Annotated in this window: 15 protein-coding genes; 9 read left to right on the top strand and 6 right to left on the bottom strand. The window is 71.3% G+C overall.

Annotation, left to right across the window (positions count from 1 at the left end; all coding sequences use genetic code 11):
• Positions 1 to 94: 94 nt before the first annotated feature.
• The 6 genes from M4486_RS14735 to M4486_RS14710 all read left to right on the top strand — a co-directional run bounded on the left by M4486_RS14735 (position 95) and on the right by M4486_RS14710 (position 7,395).
• On the top strand, positions 95 to 946 hold the full coding sequence (locus M4486_RS14735; protein ID WP_249477996.1) for a helix-turn-helix domain-containing protein: 852 nt from the start codon (positions 95 to 97) through the stop codon (positions 944 to 946).
• Positions 947 to 1,108: 162 nt separating this feature from the next.
• Positions 1,109 to 2,500 (top strand): MFS transporter, encoded by a 1,392-nt coding sequence (locus tag M4486_RS14730; protein WP_249477995.1) that lies wholly within the window; start codon positions 1,109 to 1,111, stop codon positions 2,498 to 2,500.
• 17 nt (positions 2,501 to 2,517) lie between these two features.
• Positions 2,518 to 4,518, top strand: a complete 2,001-nt coding sequence (locus tag M4486_RS14725) for a D-apionate lactonase family protein (protein WP_249477993.1) — start codon at positions 2,518 to 2,520, stop codon at positions 4,516 to 4,518.
• A 12-nt stretch (positions 4,519 to 4,530) separates the two neighbouring features.
• Positions 4,531 to 5,268: a FadR/GntR family transcriptional regulator gene (locus tag M4486_RS14720; RefSeq protein WP_249477991.1), complete on the top strand. Its 738-nt coding sequence runs from the start codon at positions 4,531 to 4,533 to the stop codon at positions 5,266 to 5,268.
• Positions 5,269 to 5,559: 291 nt separating this feature from the next.
• A complete protein-coding gene (locus tag M4486_RS14715; RefSeq protein ID WP_249477990.1) occupies positions 5,560 to 6,357 on the top strand; it encodes a sugar phosphate isomerase/epimerase family protein in 798 nt (265 codons plus the stop codon).
• 99 nt (positions 6,358 to 6,456) lie between these two features.
• Entirely contained in the window at positions 6,457 to 7,395 is a 939-nt protein-coding gene (locus M4486_RS14710) for a phosphogluconate dehydrogenase C-terminal domain-containing protein (protein ID WP_283257934.1), read from the top strand.
• Between the two features lie 180 nt (positions 7,396 to 7,575).
• Here M4486_RS14710 and M4486_RS14705 read toward each other — a convergent pair whose 3' ends face one another.
• The 4 genes from M4486_RS14705 to M4486_RS14690 form a co-directional block, all read right to left on the bottom strand.
• A complete protein-coding gene (locus M4486_RS14705) occupies positions 7,576 to 8,469 on the bottom strand; it encodes a carbohydrate ABC transporter permease (protein ID WP_249477988.1) in 894 nt (297 codons plus the stop codon).
• Positions 8,466 to 9,401: a carbohydrate ABC transporter permease gene (locus M4486_RS14700; protein ID WP_249477987.1), complete on the bottom strand. Its 936-nt coding sequence runs from the start codon at positions 9,399 to 9,401 to the stop codon at positions 8,466 to 8,468. Before M4486_RS14700 ends, M4486_RS14705 begins: the two co-directional genes overlap by 4 nt.
• 5 nt (positions 9,402 to 9,406) lie before the next feature.
• A complete protein-coding gene (locus tag M4486_RS14695) occupies positions 9,407 to 10,663 on the bottom strand; it encodes an ABC transporter substrate-binding protein (protein WP_249477985.1) in 1,257 nt (418 codons plus the stop codon).
• Positions 10,664 to 10,741: 78 nt separating this feature from the next.
• On the bottom strand, positions 10,742 to 11,788 hold the full coding sequence (locus M4486_RS14690; protein WP_249477983.1) for a nucleoside hydrolase: 1,047 nt from the start codon (positions 11,786 to 11,788) through the stop codon (positions 10,742 to 10,744).
• A 329-nt stretch (positions 11,789 to 12,117) separates the two neighbouring features.
• On the opposite strand from M4486_RS14690, the gene M4486_RS14685 reads away from it, so the two are divergent.
• Positions 12,118 to 13,212 (top strand): LacI family DNA-binding transcriptional regulator, encoded by a 1,095-nt coding sequence (locus M4486_RS14685; RefSeq protein ID WP_249477981.1) that lies wholly within the window; start codon positions 12,118 to 12,120, stop codon positions 13,210 to 13,212.
• A 59-nt stretch (positions 13,213 to 13,271) separates the two neighbouring features.
• On the opposite strand, the gene M4486_RS14680 is transcribed toward M4486_RS14685, so the two are convergent.
• The gene (locus M4486_RS14680; RefSeq protein ID WP_249477980.1) at positions 13,272 to 14,033 is read right to left on the bottom strand and encodes an SDR family NAD(P)-dependent oxidoreductase; all 762 of its coding nucleotides are present in this window, start codon (positions 14,031 to 14,033) and stop codon (positions 13,272 to 13,274) included.
• A gap of 199 nt (positions 14,034 to 14,232) precedes the next feature.
• Positions 14,233 to 14,994, bottom strand: a complete 762-nt coding sequence (locus M4486_RS14675; protein ID WP_249477978.1) for a triose-phosphate isomerase — start codon at positions 14,992 to 14,994, stop codon at positions 14,233 to 14,235.
• 662 nt (positions 14,995 to 15,656) lie between these two features.
• On the opposite strand from M4486_RS14675, the gene M4486_RS14670 reads away from it, so the two are divergent.
• Positions 15,657 to 16,577: a sugar phosphate isomerase/epimerase family protein gene (locus M4486_RS14670; protein ID WP_249477977.1), complete on the top strand. Its 921-nt coding sequence runs from the start codon at positions 15,657 to 15,659 to the stop codon at positions 16,575 to 16,577.
• Between the two features lie 39 nt (positions 16,578 to 16,616).
• Positions 16,617 to 17,390: an SDR family NAD(P)-dependent oxidoreductase gene (locus M4486_RS14665; RefSeq protein ID WP_249477976.1), complete on the top strand. Its 774-nt coding sequence runs from the start codon at positions 16,617 to 16,619 to the stop codon at positions 17,388 to 17,390.
• Positions 17,391 to 17,400: the final 10 nt, after the last annotated feature.

Raw genomic sequence — 17,400 nt, 5'->3', positions numbered from 1 at the left:
CATGCGCGCGGACCGCGCGCGGCCGCCTCTGCACGGCCCCTGCCCCGGTGCGGGCGGCCCCTGGTCCGGCGTGCGCGCCGCCTACTGTGATGCCATGGCAGGCTCCCCCGGCTCGAGGTCCGAGGTCGTCGCCGCGGACCAGGGACTGTGGTGCCGCCGCGGCGACCCGCCCGTCATGGAGACGATGCACCGGCACAACGACATCGAGATCAACGTGGTGGTGCGCGGGGAGCTGCGGTACCTGCATGCGGGCGCCCCGCTCATCGTCCGCGAGGGCCGGATCGCGATGTTCTGGGCGACCCAGCCGCACGGTCTCGTGGACTCCCGGCCGGGCGACGTGTGCTGGGTCCACGTCCCGCTCGCGACGGCGATGCGCTGGGGTCTTCCCGAGGACGCGGTGAGGGCTCTTCTGCGCGCCCGGCCCCTGGTGGTCGAGGCACCCGAGCTGGTGGCACGGTTCGCAGGGATGACGAGCCTCTGGCTGGAGGAGATCGGCGACAGGGCCCGTGAGGAGTTCGCCCTGCTCGAGATCCGCGCCTCCCTGCTGCGGATCCTGCAGGCGGAGATCGAGCACGCCTCCCCGGCCGGCCCGTCGGACGGCGGGAGGCGCGGCCTGACCGCCGAGCGCCTGCAGCATGTGCGCACAATGGCGCAGGTGGTGATGGACGGCTTCACGGACGAGCTCGCCGTGGCCGACGTCGCGAGCGCCGTCCACCTCGCGCCCTCACACGCGATGACCGTTTTCCGCCAGGCAGTGGGCGTGACGATCGGCGAGTACCTCACCATGTGCCGGGTCGCCGAGGCGCAGCGCCTGCTGATCACGAGTGAGCTCACCACGGCGGAGATCGCCTCGGCGAGCGGGTTCGGCTCGCTCAGCAGCTTCTACAGCCACGTCACGGCCGCGTGCGGCATGGCTCCGCGTGAATATCGGCGCCTGGGGCACTGACCCCTGCGCCGCTGCGGTTCCCACCACCCTCCACCATTGACCGGTCAACCGGTTGTGTTCTACGGTCTGGCCTGAGCCGCGGCGCCTCCGCGACCCCGCCGCGCCGAGACCCCGCCTCCGCGCGCCCGCCGCCAGCACACGCCCACTCGACGAGGAGTCACCGTGGACTCACGCATCCCGCAGCCCGATCCGGCCACCGCCTCCCGCGCGCCCGCCGGAGACTCCCCCGTCGCCCCCGGCGCCCTCGCCCCCGGCCCCCTCGACACCGATCCCGGTCGCCGCTACACGATCTACCTCGTGATCGTCGCGCTGCTGGGCTGGGCGCTCGCGGCCTACGACACCAACCTGTTCAACCTGACCATCGCGGACATCACCTCCGAACTGGGCATCTCCGCCTCGGCGCTCGGCGTGATGGGCATGCTCGTCTACGCCGCGGAGTTCGCGATCGCGCTGTGGATGGGCCGCGTGATGGACGCCCGCGGCAGGCGCTTCGCCTGGATGCTGTGCCTGATCGCGGCCGGCGTGTTCACGGGCCTGACGTTCTTCGTGCAGGGGTTCTGGAGCCTGGTGCTGGTGCGCGCGCTGGCCTCGGGCTTCGCCAACGCCGAGCTCGCGGTCTCCGTGACGCTCGTGAACGAGCAGGTGCCCGCCCGGCGCCGCGGCATGCTCTACTCGATCGTCCAGTCCGGGTACACCGTGGGCGTGTTCATGGCCTCGGGGATGTACCTGCTGGTCTCGGGCCTGGGCTGGCGGGCGGTGTTCCTCTTCGGCGTGCTGCCGCTCGTGCTCGTCGCGATCGCCCGCGCGAAGGTCCGCGAGTCGCCCCGCTACCTGCACATCCGCTCGCTGCGCGCGGCGCTAGGCCGCGGGGACGACGCGGAGGTCGCGCGCCTGCAGCGAGTGATGCCGGTGGATGTCTCCCAGCTCGAGAAGGGCACCTTCCGCCAGCTGTTCTCGGCCGCCGGAGGAGTGCGGCGCACGGCCGTGAGCCTCTCGGTCACCTGGCTGCTGTACGGCATGTCCTATGTCGCCACGAACATCTACCTCGCCTACTGGATGGCGGAGGTGAAGGGCTGGGCGTCCTCCGCCGTGGCCGCGCTGCTCCTCGTCGGCGGAGCCGCCGGGGTCGTCTTCTACCTGGTGGGCGGGCTCCTCGGCGAGCGCTTCGGCCGACGCTCGGTGCTCATCGGCTCGGCGGCGGCGATCGCCCCGCTCGCGCTGGTCATCCTGGTCTCGGAGCGCTCGAGCGTGCTGCTGGTCGCGATCTTCCTGCTGTTCCAGGCCACCAACGGCACCTGGTCGGGCGTCGGCTACACGTACCAGGCCGAGGTCTATCCGACCCGGGTGCGCGCGCTCGGCGTGAGCTGGATGAGCGGCATGCTCGTGGGAGGCTTCATGCTGGGCAGCCTGCTGTGGGCGATGCTCACCGCGACCACCTCGCTGACCAGCACGTGGATCATCATCGCCGTGGTCCTCGGCGCCGCCCAGGCCGTCTCGACGCTGTTCCTGCCGAAGGTCGCCTCCGGCCAGGAGCTCGAGGCGATCGCCCGCTGACCCGAGGAGGAGAGTCCATGACCGACGGAGCAGAGCCCATGGCCGAGACGCCCTTCGCCCTCAGCGCCCCCAGCGCCCCCAGCGGAGAGACGATCGCCGATCCCCGCACGGCGCACCGCCTCGGGCCCTGGTCCCTGCGCTCCGAGGGCGACGAGATCAGCGAGATCGCCTGGCGCGGCACGGTGCTGCTGGAATCCGTGCGACCCGCGCTGCGCGACCGCGACTGGGACACCGTGCCCCCGCAGGTGCTCGAGGAGGAGTGGACGGGCCCCGGGGCCGACGACGCGCCCGCTCCCGACGACGCCGCCGCGTCCCTGACCCGCACGCTGCGCGTGCGGTACGCCGGCGCGGGCGGCGAGGCGAACGCGCTCTCGGTGCTGACGGTGACGCCCGAGCGCCTGAGCCTGCGCTTCACGATCACTCCCGATGCCGCGCTGACCACGAACCGTGTGGGCCTCACAGCGATGCTCCCGCGGGCCATGGCGGGCGACGACGCGGTCGTGACCACCGTCCGCGGTGATCGGCGGGACTTCCGGTTCCCCCGGCAGATCTCCCCGTGGCAGCCGCTGTTCGACATCCGGGCCCTCGACCTCGACCATGCCGGGGAGCGCGCGCGCCTCGAGCTGCTCGGCGACGTGTTCGAGATGGAGGACCAGCGGAACTGGACCGACGCGAGCTTCAAGATCTACTCGCGGCCGCTCGCCCTGCCCTTCCCCTACGAGGTCGCCGCCGGCGAGAGCGTCACCCAGGAGATCACCCTGGTCCCGGAGCCGTCGGCCGCTGCGCCGCAGGCCGCGCCGGACCAGGCCGCCTCGGCGCACTCGGCTCCGGCGCCGACCGCACCGACGCGGCCCGCTCGTCGGCCGTCCGCGCCCGTGCGCCTGGCGGATCTGCTCGCCGCGGCCGCCCCGTGCACCTTCCCGCGCCTGGGTCTGGGCGCCACCACGGAGGCGGCCGCGGTGCGCAGCGGCGGTCCGCTGCCGATCTCGGCCGACGCCGGCTTCGACCACCTGATGGTCGAGGTCAGCGAGCGGTTCGACCCCGAACGGGTGCTGGCCGCTGCCGCCCGCGAGGCCGCCGCGACGGGCCTTCCCGTCGACCTGCGGATCATCGCCTCCGAGAGCACCGACGTCCCCGGACTCCTCGCTGCGGCCGATGCGGCGGGCCTGCCCGTGCGTCGGATCGGCATCGTCGACGAGGCGCGCCACGTGACGACGGCCGAGCTCTGGGAGCGCCTGCGCACCGCCTCCCGGGGACGCGACGCGGAGCTCGTCGCGGGCGCGCGCACCCACTTCACCGAGCTCAACCGGGAAATCCACGCGATCCCCGACGCGGCCCTGCTCTCCTTCCCCTCGACCCCGCAGATGCACATGCGCGAGAACTGGCACGTGGCCGAGAGCGTGGCAGCCCTGGGCGACGTGCTCGCCTCGGCGCGGATGCTGCGGCCGACGGCGCGGCTGCACCTCGGCCCGCTCACGCTGCGCCCGCGGGTGAACGCGGTCGCGACGCAGGCGGAGCTCGTCGATCGCGGCGACGCGTCGGGCTGGGGCGCGCACCTCGTGCCCGGCAGCACGGATCCCCGGCAGCGCACCACCTGGGCGGCCGCCTGGGCCGCCGCCGCCCTCGCGGAGGCCGCGCACGCCGGCGTCGGGACGGTCACCCTGGGCGAGCTCGCCGGTCCTCGGGGTGTGCTCACCGACGACGCGCAGTCCCCGCTGACGCCGTTGGGCGAGCTCCTGGTCGCGCTCGCGACCCGGTCGGGGCGGGAGGTGCGCGTGGTGCGCAGCCCGGGCGGCCCCGGCACCGCCCTGATCGCGTGCGAGGACGAGGTGCTGCTGGTCAACGCCCGGCTCGAGGACTGGGAGGTGGCAGCGGACGGCGATGACGGATCGCCCCTGCGCGTGCCTGCGGGCACCGTGCGCCGGATCGACGCCGTGGGCACGGCCGTCGAGGACCGGGTGTCGCGGAACCCGGAGCACCACCCCGCGGATGGGACCGAACCCGCCCCGCGGGCTTGATACCTTCGCCTCATGCCCGCCTTCTCCGACAGCGCCTCCGACGCGATCGCATCGTCGCTGGCAGCAGTGCCCGCCGGCACCCCTGTCTCCGAGGTCGCACGTCGTCTGCTGGAGCTCCTGACCGGCGGTGACGTCGCCCCCGGCACGCGCCTTCCCCCGGAGCGCCAACTCGCGAGCGCACTCGGCGTGGGCCGCTCGGCGGTGCGCGAGGCCCTCGCGGCCCTCGAGATCCTGGGGATCGTCGACGTGCGGCCGGGATCGGGCACCTACCTGCGCGGATCCGCGAGCGACCTGCTCCCGCAGACCCTGCGCTGGGGCCTCATGATCGGCAAGCAGAACACCGATCAGCTCAACGAGCTGCGCGCGGGGCTCGAGAGTTACACGGCGCGTCTGGCGGCCGACAGGATCTCGACGGAGCAGCTCGAGACGCTGCGCGGCACCACGGCGACCATGGCCGAGAGCCTCGAGGACCTCAAGGCCTTCGTCGCGGCCGACGCCGCCTTCCACGAGGTGCTCGCCACCGCGGCCGACAACGCCATGCTCACCGACCTGCTGCAGGTCACCCGCAGCCTCCTGCGCGTCTACAACGACCGCGCCGTGCGCGACCGCGAGGACATGGAGGCCGCCCACGCGGAGCACGCGAAGATCCTCGCCGCCCTCGAGGAGGGCAACGGCGAGCGCGCGGCCTCGGCGATGGTCGCGCACATGGCGACCGCCCGCGACCGGATCCTCGAGGCCACCGAGGACTGAGGTCGGCGCGCAGCACCGTCCAGGGCCGCAGCCGAAGCCGCACGAACCGCCGCCAGGGCCGAGTTGTCGACGCCGAGACCCTGCCGACCGTCTCCGCCTCCGCCTCCCCCTGGCCCTGGCTCCTGCGTGAGCCCTCCGCACACCCCTCGTCGCTCAACCGGTTGACCAATATGCGCTCCCGCGCCTACCCTGGACCCATCACGACCGCGGGCGGCGTCACCGCCCCCGCGCCACGACGAGGTGAGGCGAGAGGTGACGCGAGTGGCCGAGGGCAGGAGTTCTGACCGCCGGATGGACATCGGCATCGGCAGCTACGCCCTGTTCTGGGAGGGCAGCGAGCGCAACCCCGATCGCCTCGGCATCGCGGACATGATCGACCGCGCCGCGCAGCTGGGCTGCGACGTCTTCCAGATCTGCGACGATCCGCGCATCGAGGACGCCGATGCGGACGAGCTGGCCACCCTGCGCGAGCGCGCCGCACGGCATGGACTGCGCCTCGAGCTCGGCACCCGGACGATCGATCCCGACCACCTCGCCCGGTATCTCGCGATCGCCCGTGCCCTCGATGTGCGCGTGCTGCGCTCGATGATCCAGACCCATGAGGTCTCCGGGGGCATCGAGCAGGCGGTCCTCGCCCTGCGCACCACGCTCCCCCTGCTCGAGTCCTCCGGCATCGCCCTCGCCCTCGAGACCTACGAGCAGCTGCCCACGGAGGACCTGCTGCGGATCGTGCGCGCCCTGGACTCCCCGCTCGTGGGGATCTGCCTGGACCCCGGCAACTGCGTCTCCGCCCTCGAGCACCCGGACGACGTCATCGACGCCGCCGCCCCGTTCACCCTCGACCTGCACGTCAAGGACTTCCGCTTCGCCCGCCAGGAGGGCTGGGTGGGCTTCACCTTCTCCGGCGCCCGCATGGGCGAGGGCCTGCTGAACCTCGATCACGAGCTCGACGCCGTCTACCGCGAGGGCCGACGTCCCGCCGCGATCGCCGAGCACTGGCTGCCCTGGCAGGGCGATGCCGCGACCACGATCGCCCGCGAGCGCGACTGGACCGAGGCGACGCTCGCCGCCCTGCGCGCACGCCGCTGAACCGTCGGCGCGCGCCGACGGCACGCTCCGTTCAGCCTGCAGCTCCGACCCACCGACCACTCGACCACCCACTCATCCACCACCGACCAGGAGGACTCCATGACCACCACCGACAGCCGTGACCTGAACCCGCTCAAGGGCAAGAGCGTCGAGCTCGACGCGAGCCTCACCGTCGCCGTCGTCGGCGCCGCCGGGAAGATGGGCACGCGCGTGTCCAACAACCTCAACCTCACCGACGCGACGATCCACTACTGCGAGTCCTCCCCCTCCGGCATCGAGCGCGTCGAGGCACTGGGCCGCACCGTGAGCGACATCGACGAGGTCGCCGGCGAGTGCGACGTCGTCATCCTCGCCGTGCCCGACGTGGTCCTCGGGAAGGTCTCCGAGCAGGTCGTGCCGAAGATGAAGGCCGGCTCGGTGCTGCTCACCCTGGACCCCGCCGCCGCCTATGCGGGCCTGCTCGCCACCCAGGAGGGCGTGCTGCAGGCGTGCGCCCACCCGGCGCACCCCTCGGTGTTCCTCGAGCGCACCAGCGCCGAGGAGTGGGCGGACACCTTCGGCGGCATCGCCGCCCCGCAGGAGGTCGTCGCGGCCCTCGAGGGCGAGGAGGACGCCTCGGCCGGGGCCGACGACGAGCGCGCCGCCGCGAAGAAGCGCGTCGAGGACGTCATCCGCGCGATCTACGCCCCCGTGATCGACGTGCACTGGGTGACCGTCAAGCAGCTCGCCCAGCTCGAGCCCACCCTCGTGGAGACCACCGGCTGCATGATCGGCCAGTTCCTCAAGGACTCCATGGACTACGCGATCAACGAGCAGGGCATCCCCGAGGACGCCGTGAAGGCCATCTTCTACGGCCACATCTTCATCTCGCTCACCAACGCCCTGCGCGGCTCGAACCCGTTCTCCGACGCCTGCCTGCTGGCGATGGACTACGGCCGCGAGTCGATCATCCGCGAGGACTGGCAGAAGATCTGGAAGGACTCCGAGCTCGACTCCGTCATCGCCAAGATGCTGAAGATCGACGCCGTGAAGCGCTGATCCCGCCCGCACGGCCGGAGGGCCGACGGGCTCGGGGCTCGTCGTCGTACGACGGGAGGCCCGCCCGGCGGTCAGGTCGACAAGAAGGGCCGCCCTCGAGAGAGATCTCGGGGGCGGCCCTTCCGCTGTGACGGGACTCCGAGCGTGAGGCCGGACGGGTCCCGCGCGGCCCGTCGGCCCCTATCCCTTCACGGCGCCCGCGAAGGCACCCTGCACGAAGTAGCGCTGGAACAGCAGGTAGACCAGCAGCACCGGGATCGCCGACATGAAGATGAAGGCGTTCAGCGGCCCGTAGTCGGTGCCCCACTGGGTGGAGAAGGACTGCACGGCCAGCGGGATCGTGTAGTTGTCCTGGGAGATCAACAGCGTGGTCGCCATCGCGTACTCGTTCCAGGTGGCCACGAAGTCAAGCACGAACAGGGCCGCCAGCGCGGGCTTGGCGAGCGGCAGGATGATCTGCCAGAAGATCCGAAACGTCGAGGAGCCGTCGATGCGGGCGGACTCCTCGAGCTCCTCGGGCACGCTGCGGAAGAAGCCGTAGAGCACGAAGATCTGGTACGGGATGCCGAAGGCCAGGTAGGGCAGCACGAGCCCGAGCCGGGAATCCAACAGGTGCGCGCTGAGCATCGTGGAGAACAGCGGGCCCAGCCCGATCTGCACGGGGATCATGGAGCCGATCGCGATCAGTGCGAGCAGGATCCGCGCCCCGCGGAAGCGGATCCGCGAGAGGGCGAACGCGGCGGCGGCCGCGATGGCCAGCCCGAGCGGCACTTTGATCAGGGCGATCAGCGCACTGTTGCCCGCGGTCACCCAGAGGTTCCCGATCTCCACTGCGCTCGCGTAGTTCCCCCAGGCCCAGTCCGTGGGCAGGCCCCACATGGGCAGCTCGTTGATGTCGGTCTTCGACTTCACCGAGGTGAGGAACATCAGCAGCATGGGCACGAACCAGATCAGCGCGGTCACGCCGAGCGCGAGCCAGAGCCCGATCCCGACCCAGTCGCGCGGCTTCTCGCGCTCGCGCACGGGAGCAGTCGTCCTGCGGGTCGCCGCCCGCGTCGTCGTCATCGCGGTCATGACTCGTCACCTCTCATCGACCAGGCCATGTAGGGGATCACGAGAGCCAGGGTGACCAGCAGCAGCACGGTCGCCACGGCGCCGCCCATGCCGTACTCGTGGTTGGTGAACGACTGGGTGTAGGACCACAGCGCGAGCACCTGGGTGGACTGCGCGGGCCCACCGCCGGTGAGGCCGACGACGAGGTCGAACACCTTGAGCGCGTTGATGATCGTGAGGATCACGACCACGACGGTCGTCGGCCGCAGCGCCGGGACCGTGACGTTGCGGAAGCGCTGCCAGGCGCCCGCGCCGTCGAGCTTCGCGGCCTCCACCAGCTCCAGGGGGACGCTCTGCAGGCCGGCGAGGAACAGCACCATCGAGAAGCCCACGGCCTGCCAGATGTTCGCCACGAAGATCGAGGCGAGAGCGAACTGGGGGTCGCCCAGCCACGACTGGGCGAGGTCGCCCAGGCCCACGGCGTGCAGGAGCTGGTTCACGAACCCCAGGGTCGGGTTGTAGATCCATCGCCACATGGCGGCGACCGTGATCGAGGCGAACACCGCGGGGATGTAGAAGACGGCGCGCATGAGGTTGCGCCCGAGCATCCGCCGGTTCAGCCCGAGGGCGAGCAGCAGGGCGATCACGGTGGGCACCAGCAGGGAGGCGATCACCCAGATCACGGAGTTGCGCAGCGCCGTCCAGAACACGGGGTCGGAGGTGAACAGGCGCACGTAGTTGTCCAGTCCCACGAACTCCGGCTTCTCGATGCGGAAGCCGGACCACTCGAAGAACGAGAGCCGCACGGCGTCGATCATCGGGTAGACGAGGAACACGGCATAGAGCACGAGGGCCGGTGCGAGATAGGGCAGGGCGAGGCGGAATCGGCGGTGCGGGGGCACCGTGCGGGTGCTCCTCCCGCGCGCGCCGGTGCGGGCGTCGGTGGTCGTCATCGGTCTCATCCCTCCTGCTCGCGGAAGCGCTGGAACGTCGCCCCGGCGTCCGCCGGATCCATGTCCCCGGTGAGGACGGCGTTCTGGATGCGCCAGAACTCGGTGGTCTGCGCGGTCGAGAAGTTCTGGTCGTTGTTGGCGAACATGCCGCCGTCGACGTCCTCGAAGATCTGCGCCCACACGGGATTCAGCGGGTTGTCCTCGTCCACGGGCATCGAGGCGTTCACGGAGATCGCCGACCAGGCGTCGCCCGCGATCTCCTGACCGTCCTTCGAGGTCATGAAGTCGAGGAAGCGGGCAGCGAGATCGGACTTCTTCGTGTTCGCGCTGATGTAGAACGCCTCGCCGAAGCCGTAGAGGCGGTTGGTGCCGGTGGGGAACGGGAAGATGCCGACGTCGTCGGGGTCCATGCCGTTGTCCACGACGGAGGCGTTGAACCAGGTGCCCTCCAGTGCCATCGCGGCCTTGCCGGTGAAGAAGAGCTGCGAGGAGTCATCGTTGTTGATGCCCATGAAGCCGTCGTTGAGGTACTTCTTCCCCCAGGTGCGCAGCTCGGTGAAGGCCTCGGTGACGGCGCCCTCGCTCCCCCAGTCCCCGTCGCCCGTGGTCAGGGCGTCATTGAGCTCGGCTCCGCAGGTGGTCTCAAGCAGGCAGTCCAGCAGGCGCATGACGTGCCAGTTCACGGTGCCGCCGAACTCGATGGGCGTGATGCCGGCCGCCACCAGGGCGTCGGCCGCGGCGATCAGCTCGTCGTAGGTGGTCGGCGGGCTGTCGACGCCCGCCTTCGCGAACAGCGATTTCGAGTAGTAGAGCCCCTGCCCCTGGAAGGTCCACGGGACCCCCTGGTAGCCGCCGTACTGGGTGATGCCCGCGAGGGCCGCGTCGGTGAAGCGGTCCTTCCAGCCCAGGCGCGTGTAGTCGTCGCTCAGATCGCGACTCATACCCACGTCCACGAGCTCCCCGCCGAGCCCGGACCCCTCCCAGTACCAGTAGATGTCGGGCACCAGGTAGGTGCCGGCGAACTGGCGCAGGGCGTTCTTGTGGTCGTCGGTCGAGCGCTGCTCGAGGGTGATCGACGTGCCCGGGTTGCGCTTCTCGAAGTCGCTGATGAGTGCCTGGATGGTGGTGCCCTGGGCGCCGTCCTGCGTGACCATCCACAGGGAGAGGTCGTCGGGCCCGGACCGGGCGCAGCCGGCGGCGCCGAGAAGCGCGGCGCTCGCCACGGGGATCGCCGCGAAGGCGCGGCGCGGGATTGCGTGCATGGGTGGTCCCGTCTCTTCGTCGAGGGGAGGGTGGTGCGGCGGGCCGGCTCGCCGGGTCGGCGGGCCGAGCCCGGTGGGTCAGGCGGAGGCCTGCCAGTCGCTGAACTCGCGGAGCTTGAGGAAGAGGTCCTCGAACATCAGGCGCACGTCGACCTGGGTGAAGACCCGCATCGGACGCGAGTCCGGGCGGGGCGTGTACGAGCCGTCGGCCTCGAGGATCGGCGTGGGCATCACGACGTGCCTGCTCGAGGAGCTGTCGGCCTCGAAGATCGACTGGAGGGCGGTGAGCAGCACGAGCGGGGAATCGCCGAGGGCGTAGGTCTCGGCGGGGCCGCGGCCGGCGTCGGTCGTCGTCTGCACCACGAGCATCGTCTCGTCGTAGAGATAGCGACCCAGCGGGCCGGCGGTGGCCACGCGGATCCGCAGCTCGGCGTCGGACACCAGGCACTGGCGGTAGACGTCCCGGGGGACCTGCCAGATCGGGATCCGGGTGTCGTTGAAGACGACGCGTGCGGCGAGGGGGTCGATGAGCAGGTTGTACTCGATCGGCATGGCGTCCGGCGGCGGGTAGGCGATGCCTTCGTGCTCGTTGCCGCCGATCCAGATGAGGGTCATCCGCTCGGCGATGCGGGGCTCGATCAGGAGCGCGGAGGCGAGGTCGGTGAGGCCGCCGCCGGCGACGTAGTAGAGCGGCTGGTCAGTGTCCTCGCGCAGGGCCTCGGCGATGATCCTGTCGACGGCCTCACCCCGGTACGGGGAGTCGGCGTCATCGAGCGCCTGCGGGGCACCCGCCACCAGCACCTCGGTGGAGACCAGGCCCATGCGGGCGAAGACGTCCCCGGCGATGCGCAGGGCATTGGCCGAAGTGTCGGGGCCGGGATCGAAGCGGTCGCCCTCGCGAAGGTGCGAGGCGATCACAGCACGGATCTCCGTGTTCGGCGAGAGCAGGTGGTGGACGAGCTGGAAGAGGTCGTCCGGGTCACCCGAGAAGTCGTTGTCGATGATCACCCGGCAGCGCGCTCCACCCGGGGTGGGCAGCTGCTGCCAGGGAGTCTCGCCCAGGCGCCAGCCGGCGGTGACGCCGTGGTCATCGGGAGCGGTGGGAGCGGTGGGAATGCGTGTCATCGTCGACCTCTGCGGTGGGTGAGCGGCGGGTGAGCGGCGGAAGGGCTCCGGATGCGGTGCAGGCCCGGAGGATCGAATGCCGCCCTGTGACCTGCCCGAATGACCAGAGAATGGGCATCCGGTTGATAGGTTATCGGTAACATATGTGACCGGTCACCTATCGTAGCGACGTTCCGTCGAAGCGCAAGAGGGCGTCACGGACGGATTCGACGGCGACCGCGAGCAGCACTGGCCCCATGGCCGTTCCGAGCGCTGCGGAGCGGACGCCGAAGGCCCCCAGGAACGGTGGTAGCTTCGTGCCGACGACAGCCCACGGGAACGGAGATCAGGTGGCTCGGAGCTCCAGCTCGCGGCCGAGCATGGCGGACGTCGGCCGGCTCGCGGAGGTCTCCGCACAGACCGTCTCGCGCTACTGCTCGGGCACCGGATACGTGGGCGAGGCGACCAGTGCGCGCATCGCCGCGGCCATCAGGGAGCTCGGCTACGTCCCCAATCGGGCCGCCGGGACGCTGCGCGCGGGCCGCACGGGGACCCTGGGTGTGCTGACCATCGGCGAGCTGAACTACGGCAGCGCGCAGATCCTCACCGGGCTCAGCCGCACCGCGCGCGAGCTGCACCAGACGCTGATGATCGCCGAGATCGACACGGACTTCGAGGCCACGGGCTGGCAGGACGAGGTGCGCCGAACGATCGACCACTTCCTCTCCGCACCGGTCGACGGGATCGTGGTCTCCACGGCGATCCCCGGTGTGGACGCGGAACTCGACCGGGCGCGCTCGCGCGTGCCGGTCGTGAACCTCTCGCGGCGACTCACTCCGGCCCCGGCCGCGGGCTCCCCTCCCCGGGGAGGGGACGACTCACCGTCGTCCGTCGGATTCGAGGCCACCCGTCACCTCATCGACCTCGGGCACGAGCGCATCCTGCACGTGGCCGGACCGCGCACACGCAACGAGGCCCGTGACCGTGAGGCGGGATACCGGAACGCGATGGAGCAGGCCGGTCTCGTCCCGCACGTGCTCTCCGGCGCCGCCGACTGGTGGGCCTGGTCGGGCGCCGCCGCAGCGGAGCAGCTCGCGGGCGGCGACGAGACGACCGCCTCCGCGGACCTGGACTTCACGGCCGTGTTCGCCGCGAACGACGAGCTCGCTCTCGGCTTCATGAGCGCCCTGCGCATGCGTGGCTTCGAGGCCCCGCGGGACTACTCGATCGTGGGCGTGGACGACATGCCCGCCGCCGCCTACCTGCAGCCGCCGCTGACGACGATGCGGATCGACTTCGTCGCCGTCGGCGACCAGGCCCTGCGGCGGCTGCATCACGCGATCACGACGGGCAGCGAGGAGGAGGGCGACGGCGAGGGGACGGCCTCGAACACCCTCCCGGAGCTCGTGGTGCGCGCATCGACCGCTCCCCCACCCCGGCACTGAGGACCTGAAGTCCTGAGCGACGTCCCGAACACCACGACGTCAGTCCGTGCCAGCACCCGTCACAGCGACGTCATGCCGCCGTCCACGCGGAAGATCGCTCCGGTGGCGAAGCTGGACTCCTCGCTCGCGAGGTAGACCATGATGCCGGTGACGTCGTCGGGGGTGCCCGCGCGGCCCAGCGGCGTGCGTCCGACGATGCCCTCGCGGGCGCCCGGGTCCTCGGAGATCGTGGTGACCAGCGACGTCTCGGTGTACCCGGGGACCACGGTGTTCACGCGGATGTTGTCGCCCGCGTACGCCATCGCGGTCGCGCGCACGAGGGAGTGGATGCCGCCCTTCGTGGAGCTGTAGGCGGCGAAGTCGGCGCCCTCGCCGTTCAGGCCCGTCGGGCTGCCGGTGCAGATGATGGAGCCGCCACCGGAGGCGAGCAGCGCGCGCACCCCGTGCTTGACGGTGAGGAAGGTGCCGGTGAGGTTCACCGCGAGCGTCCTGTTCCAGGCCTCGAGCGGCACGTCGGCGGTCTTCGCGTCGTGGCCGAACAGCTGCACGCCGGCGTTCGCGACGATCACATCGGGCGAGGCGTCTCGCGCGGCGAGGTCCGCGTAGGCGGCCTCGACGCTCTGCTCGTCGGAGACGTCCATTCGCACGGCCTGGGAGCCGGTCGCGTCGGCGGCCTCGCGGGCCGCCTGCTCGTCGATGTCGGCATAGATGACGCGCGCACCCTCGGCCGCGAAGCGGTCGGCGATCGCGCGGCCGATGCCGGAGCCGGCGCCCGTGACCAGGGCCGTCCTGCCGTCGAGACGCGGGGTGGTGCGGGTCATGTGTCCTCCATCGTCGGGGGTGCGGGCGGGCGACCGGTCGACGGCGCGGGCATCAGCACTCCGTGCGACCAACCGGTTCACCACTCGTGGTCAGAGTAGTGCCCCACGATCCTGCGAGCCAGGCCTCGGGTCCGGCGGGTCGCCGTCCAGTGCCCGCCGTCCAAGGGCCCCGTCCTGGGGGCCCGCCGGCCCCGCGGGATCAGCCCCTCGCGTGCTCCGCGCCGATCCGCAGCAGCTCGAGGTACCCCTCGACCTTCCACGCGGTGCGGCCGACGAACAGGCCGGTGACGTGCTCGATCCCGAGCAGGTCCGCCGCGTTCTCGAGGTTCACCGAGCCGCCGTACAGCAGGCCCTTCACGCGGCCCGAGTACTCGTCGCCGAGGGCCGCGAAGGGCTCCACGAGCTCCTCGACGGTGGCAGGGCGCCCCTTCTCCCCGATCGCCCAGATGGGCTCGTAGGCGATGACGACGTCGGCGACCTGCTCCTCGGTGAGCCCCTCAAGGGCGCCGCGCGCCTGCTCGAGGATGAAGGCGGAGGAGCCTCCGGCGTCCTTCACCTCAGCGCTCTCGCCGATGCACAGCAGGGGCGTGAGCCCGTGCCGCAGCGAGGCTGCGACCTTGAGGCGCGTGGTCTCGACGGTCTCTCCGAAGTGCTCGCGGCGCTCGGAGTGGCCGATCTCGACGATCTGCGCGCCCGCGTCCTTCGCCTGCGGCACGGAGATCTCGCCGGTCCATGCGCCGGCGTCCTCCCAGTGCGCGTTCTGCACGCCCAGCAGCACGGGCGAGTCCTCGCCGAGGATCTGCGCGACGGTCGTCGTGGCGGTGAAGGAGGGGATCACGAAGGGCTGCACTCCCTCGGGGGCGCGGCCGTCCAGGTGCCCGACGAGCGCCGACGTCCACTCGCGCGCCTCGGCGAGGGTCTTGTTCATCTTCCAGCTGGTGCCGATCCAGAGGGGCTGCATGGGGGTGGTTCCTCGCTGTTCGTGGTGGTGCAGAGCGGTGGCGGTGCGGAGCCCCGACGGTCCGGCGGCTCGCGGAGTCAGCGGATCGGACGGGCCCCGGGGACGAGGACCGGCGTCGACCTTCGGGGACGGTCGGCCGCACGGGACGCTACCGGGAGGCGTTCCCGCGGGAACGCCCGCTCTCGCCTGTCGAGCCGATTCTTCCCGATGAGTGGAACGGATCGCCGCCGACGCCCGATGCGCGGACTCGGCGAAGTGCGGACTCGGTGAAGGGCGGATTCGCGGCAGCATGCCGGTCGAGGTGTCGGGGCGTTACGAGTTGCGGTGGGTTTTCGTTCCCATCCGCTCGCCGCGGGTCCGTCGGCCTGCAGGACAATCCGTCGCTTTTCCACCGCAACTCGTAGCCTCCAGGACCCCCGACCCCCACCCCTTTCCCCTCGCTGGAGCGGGAGCCGGAGCCGGAGCCGACCGAAGGCGCGCACCCGCGCCGGGACCACGCGCCCCACTCCCCGAGCGCGGTGGGCGATCCTCAGCCCGGCGGACGACCCTGACCACGACGGGCGATCCTATAGGTGGCACCCACTCGCGCCCGACGGCCCCGCTTGACATCGGCCCCCGTTGTGGAAATCCTATAGGAACAGTCGTCGCGAAGGAGACCGAAGATGCTCACTGCCGAGTCCTGGCCGATCGCCGCCAACATGCTCTCGTTCGGCGCCACCGCGCCCGACGGCGGCCACATCAAGGACGCGCCCGCGAGCGTGTGGGCCTCCCAGATGCGCCAGGCCCGCGACCTCGGCATCACCCAGATCGACCCGACCGACGCCTGGGTGCCCCTCGCCCGTCTGAGCGACGCACGCGTCGAGGAGTTCCGCAGAACGCTGGAGGATGCGGGCCTCACCATCCCCTCGATCTCGATGACCCGCAGCTCCGTCGTCGACCGGGAGAAGGGCGAGGACTTCCTCGCCGAGGCCCATCGGCTGATGGACATCGCGCCCACCTTCGGGGCGAGCGTCGTGAACATCGGCTTCATGCAGGCCCTCACCCCCGCCCAGGCCGACGCCATCTGGTTCTGGCTCGAGGACGGCCACCACGACGACCCGGCGCTGCGCGATCTCGCGATCGAGCGCACGCGCGAGCTCGGCGACCACGCGAAGGCGAACGGCCTGCAGCTCAGCCTCGAGATGTACGAGGACACCTACGTCGGCACCCCCGAGGACGCCGTCGCGTTCCTGCAGGACGTCGACCACGAGGCCGTCGGCCTGAACCCGGACCTCGGCAACCTGGTGCGCCTGCACCGGCCGATGCCGCATCCGAGCGACATGTACGAGACGGTGCTGCCCCACGCGAACTTCTGGCACATCAAGAACTACACGCGGGACTTCGACCCGGCGACCGGCGCGTACACGTCGGCGCCCATGCCGCTGAAGTACGGCTACGTGAACTACCGGCAGGTCATCCGCCGCGCCCTCGAGCTCGGCTACACCGGGCCCTTCTGCTGCGAGCACTACGGCTCCGACTCCCTGGGCGTGATCGCCGAGAACATCCAGTACATCCGCCAGGTGCTCGCCTCCGCGCTCGCCTGAGCACGCCCCCGCACCACCCCACCCTGCGAAGGAGCAGCAATGACCAGCACGTTCCCCGAGAACCGCACCGCCGTCGTCACCGGGGCGGGCGCCCCGCGCGGCATCGGCCGCCACGTCGCCCGCGCCCTCACCGGCGCCGGATGGGACGTGGCCGTCCTCGACATCGACGAGGCCTCCGTCCAGGCGTTCGCCACCGAGCTCGCCGCCGAGTCCGGCCGCAGCGTGGTCGGCATCGGCGTCGACATCTCCGACAAGGAGTCCGTCGAGGCGGCCTTCGCGATCATCGACCGGGAGCTGCCGCCCGTGCTCGCCGAGGTGAACCTCGCCGGCATCCCCAGCCCCCACACGATCTTCGAGCTCGACGCCGCAACCTGGGACCGCGTCATGGACGTCAACGCCAAGGGCACCCTGTTCATGATGCAGGCCGCGGCGACCCGCATGATCGAGGGCGGCCACGGCGGACGCATCGTCAACACCTCCTCGATCACCGCCTACGACGGCGGCGGCACCTTCTCCAAGACCGGCTACGCCGCGGCGAAGGCGGCCGTGCTGGGCCTGACCCGCGGCGGCGCGCGCGAACTCGGGAAGCACGGGATCACCTGCAACGCGATCGTCCCCGGCCCCATCGACACCGACATCATGGGGGGCACCCTCACCGACGAGCGCAAGGCCGGGATGTCCTCCGACATCCCGCTGCAGCGCGTCGGCCAGCCGCAGGAGGTCGCGGGCCTCATCAAGTTCCTGGTCAGCGAGGATTCGAGCTTCGTCAACGGGGACTCCGTCTTCGTCGACGGCGGCAAGCACATGGTCTGACCCCACCACC

This window comes from Brachybacterium kimchii (assembly GCF_023373525.1).
Lineage (GTDB): Bacteria > Actinomycetota > Actinomycetes > Actinomycetales > Dermabacteraceae > Brachybacterium > Brachybacterium kimchii.
Note: the sequence above shows the minus strand (reverse complement) of the source record. Positions and strands in the feature narration are given on the sequence as shown.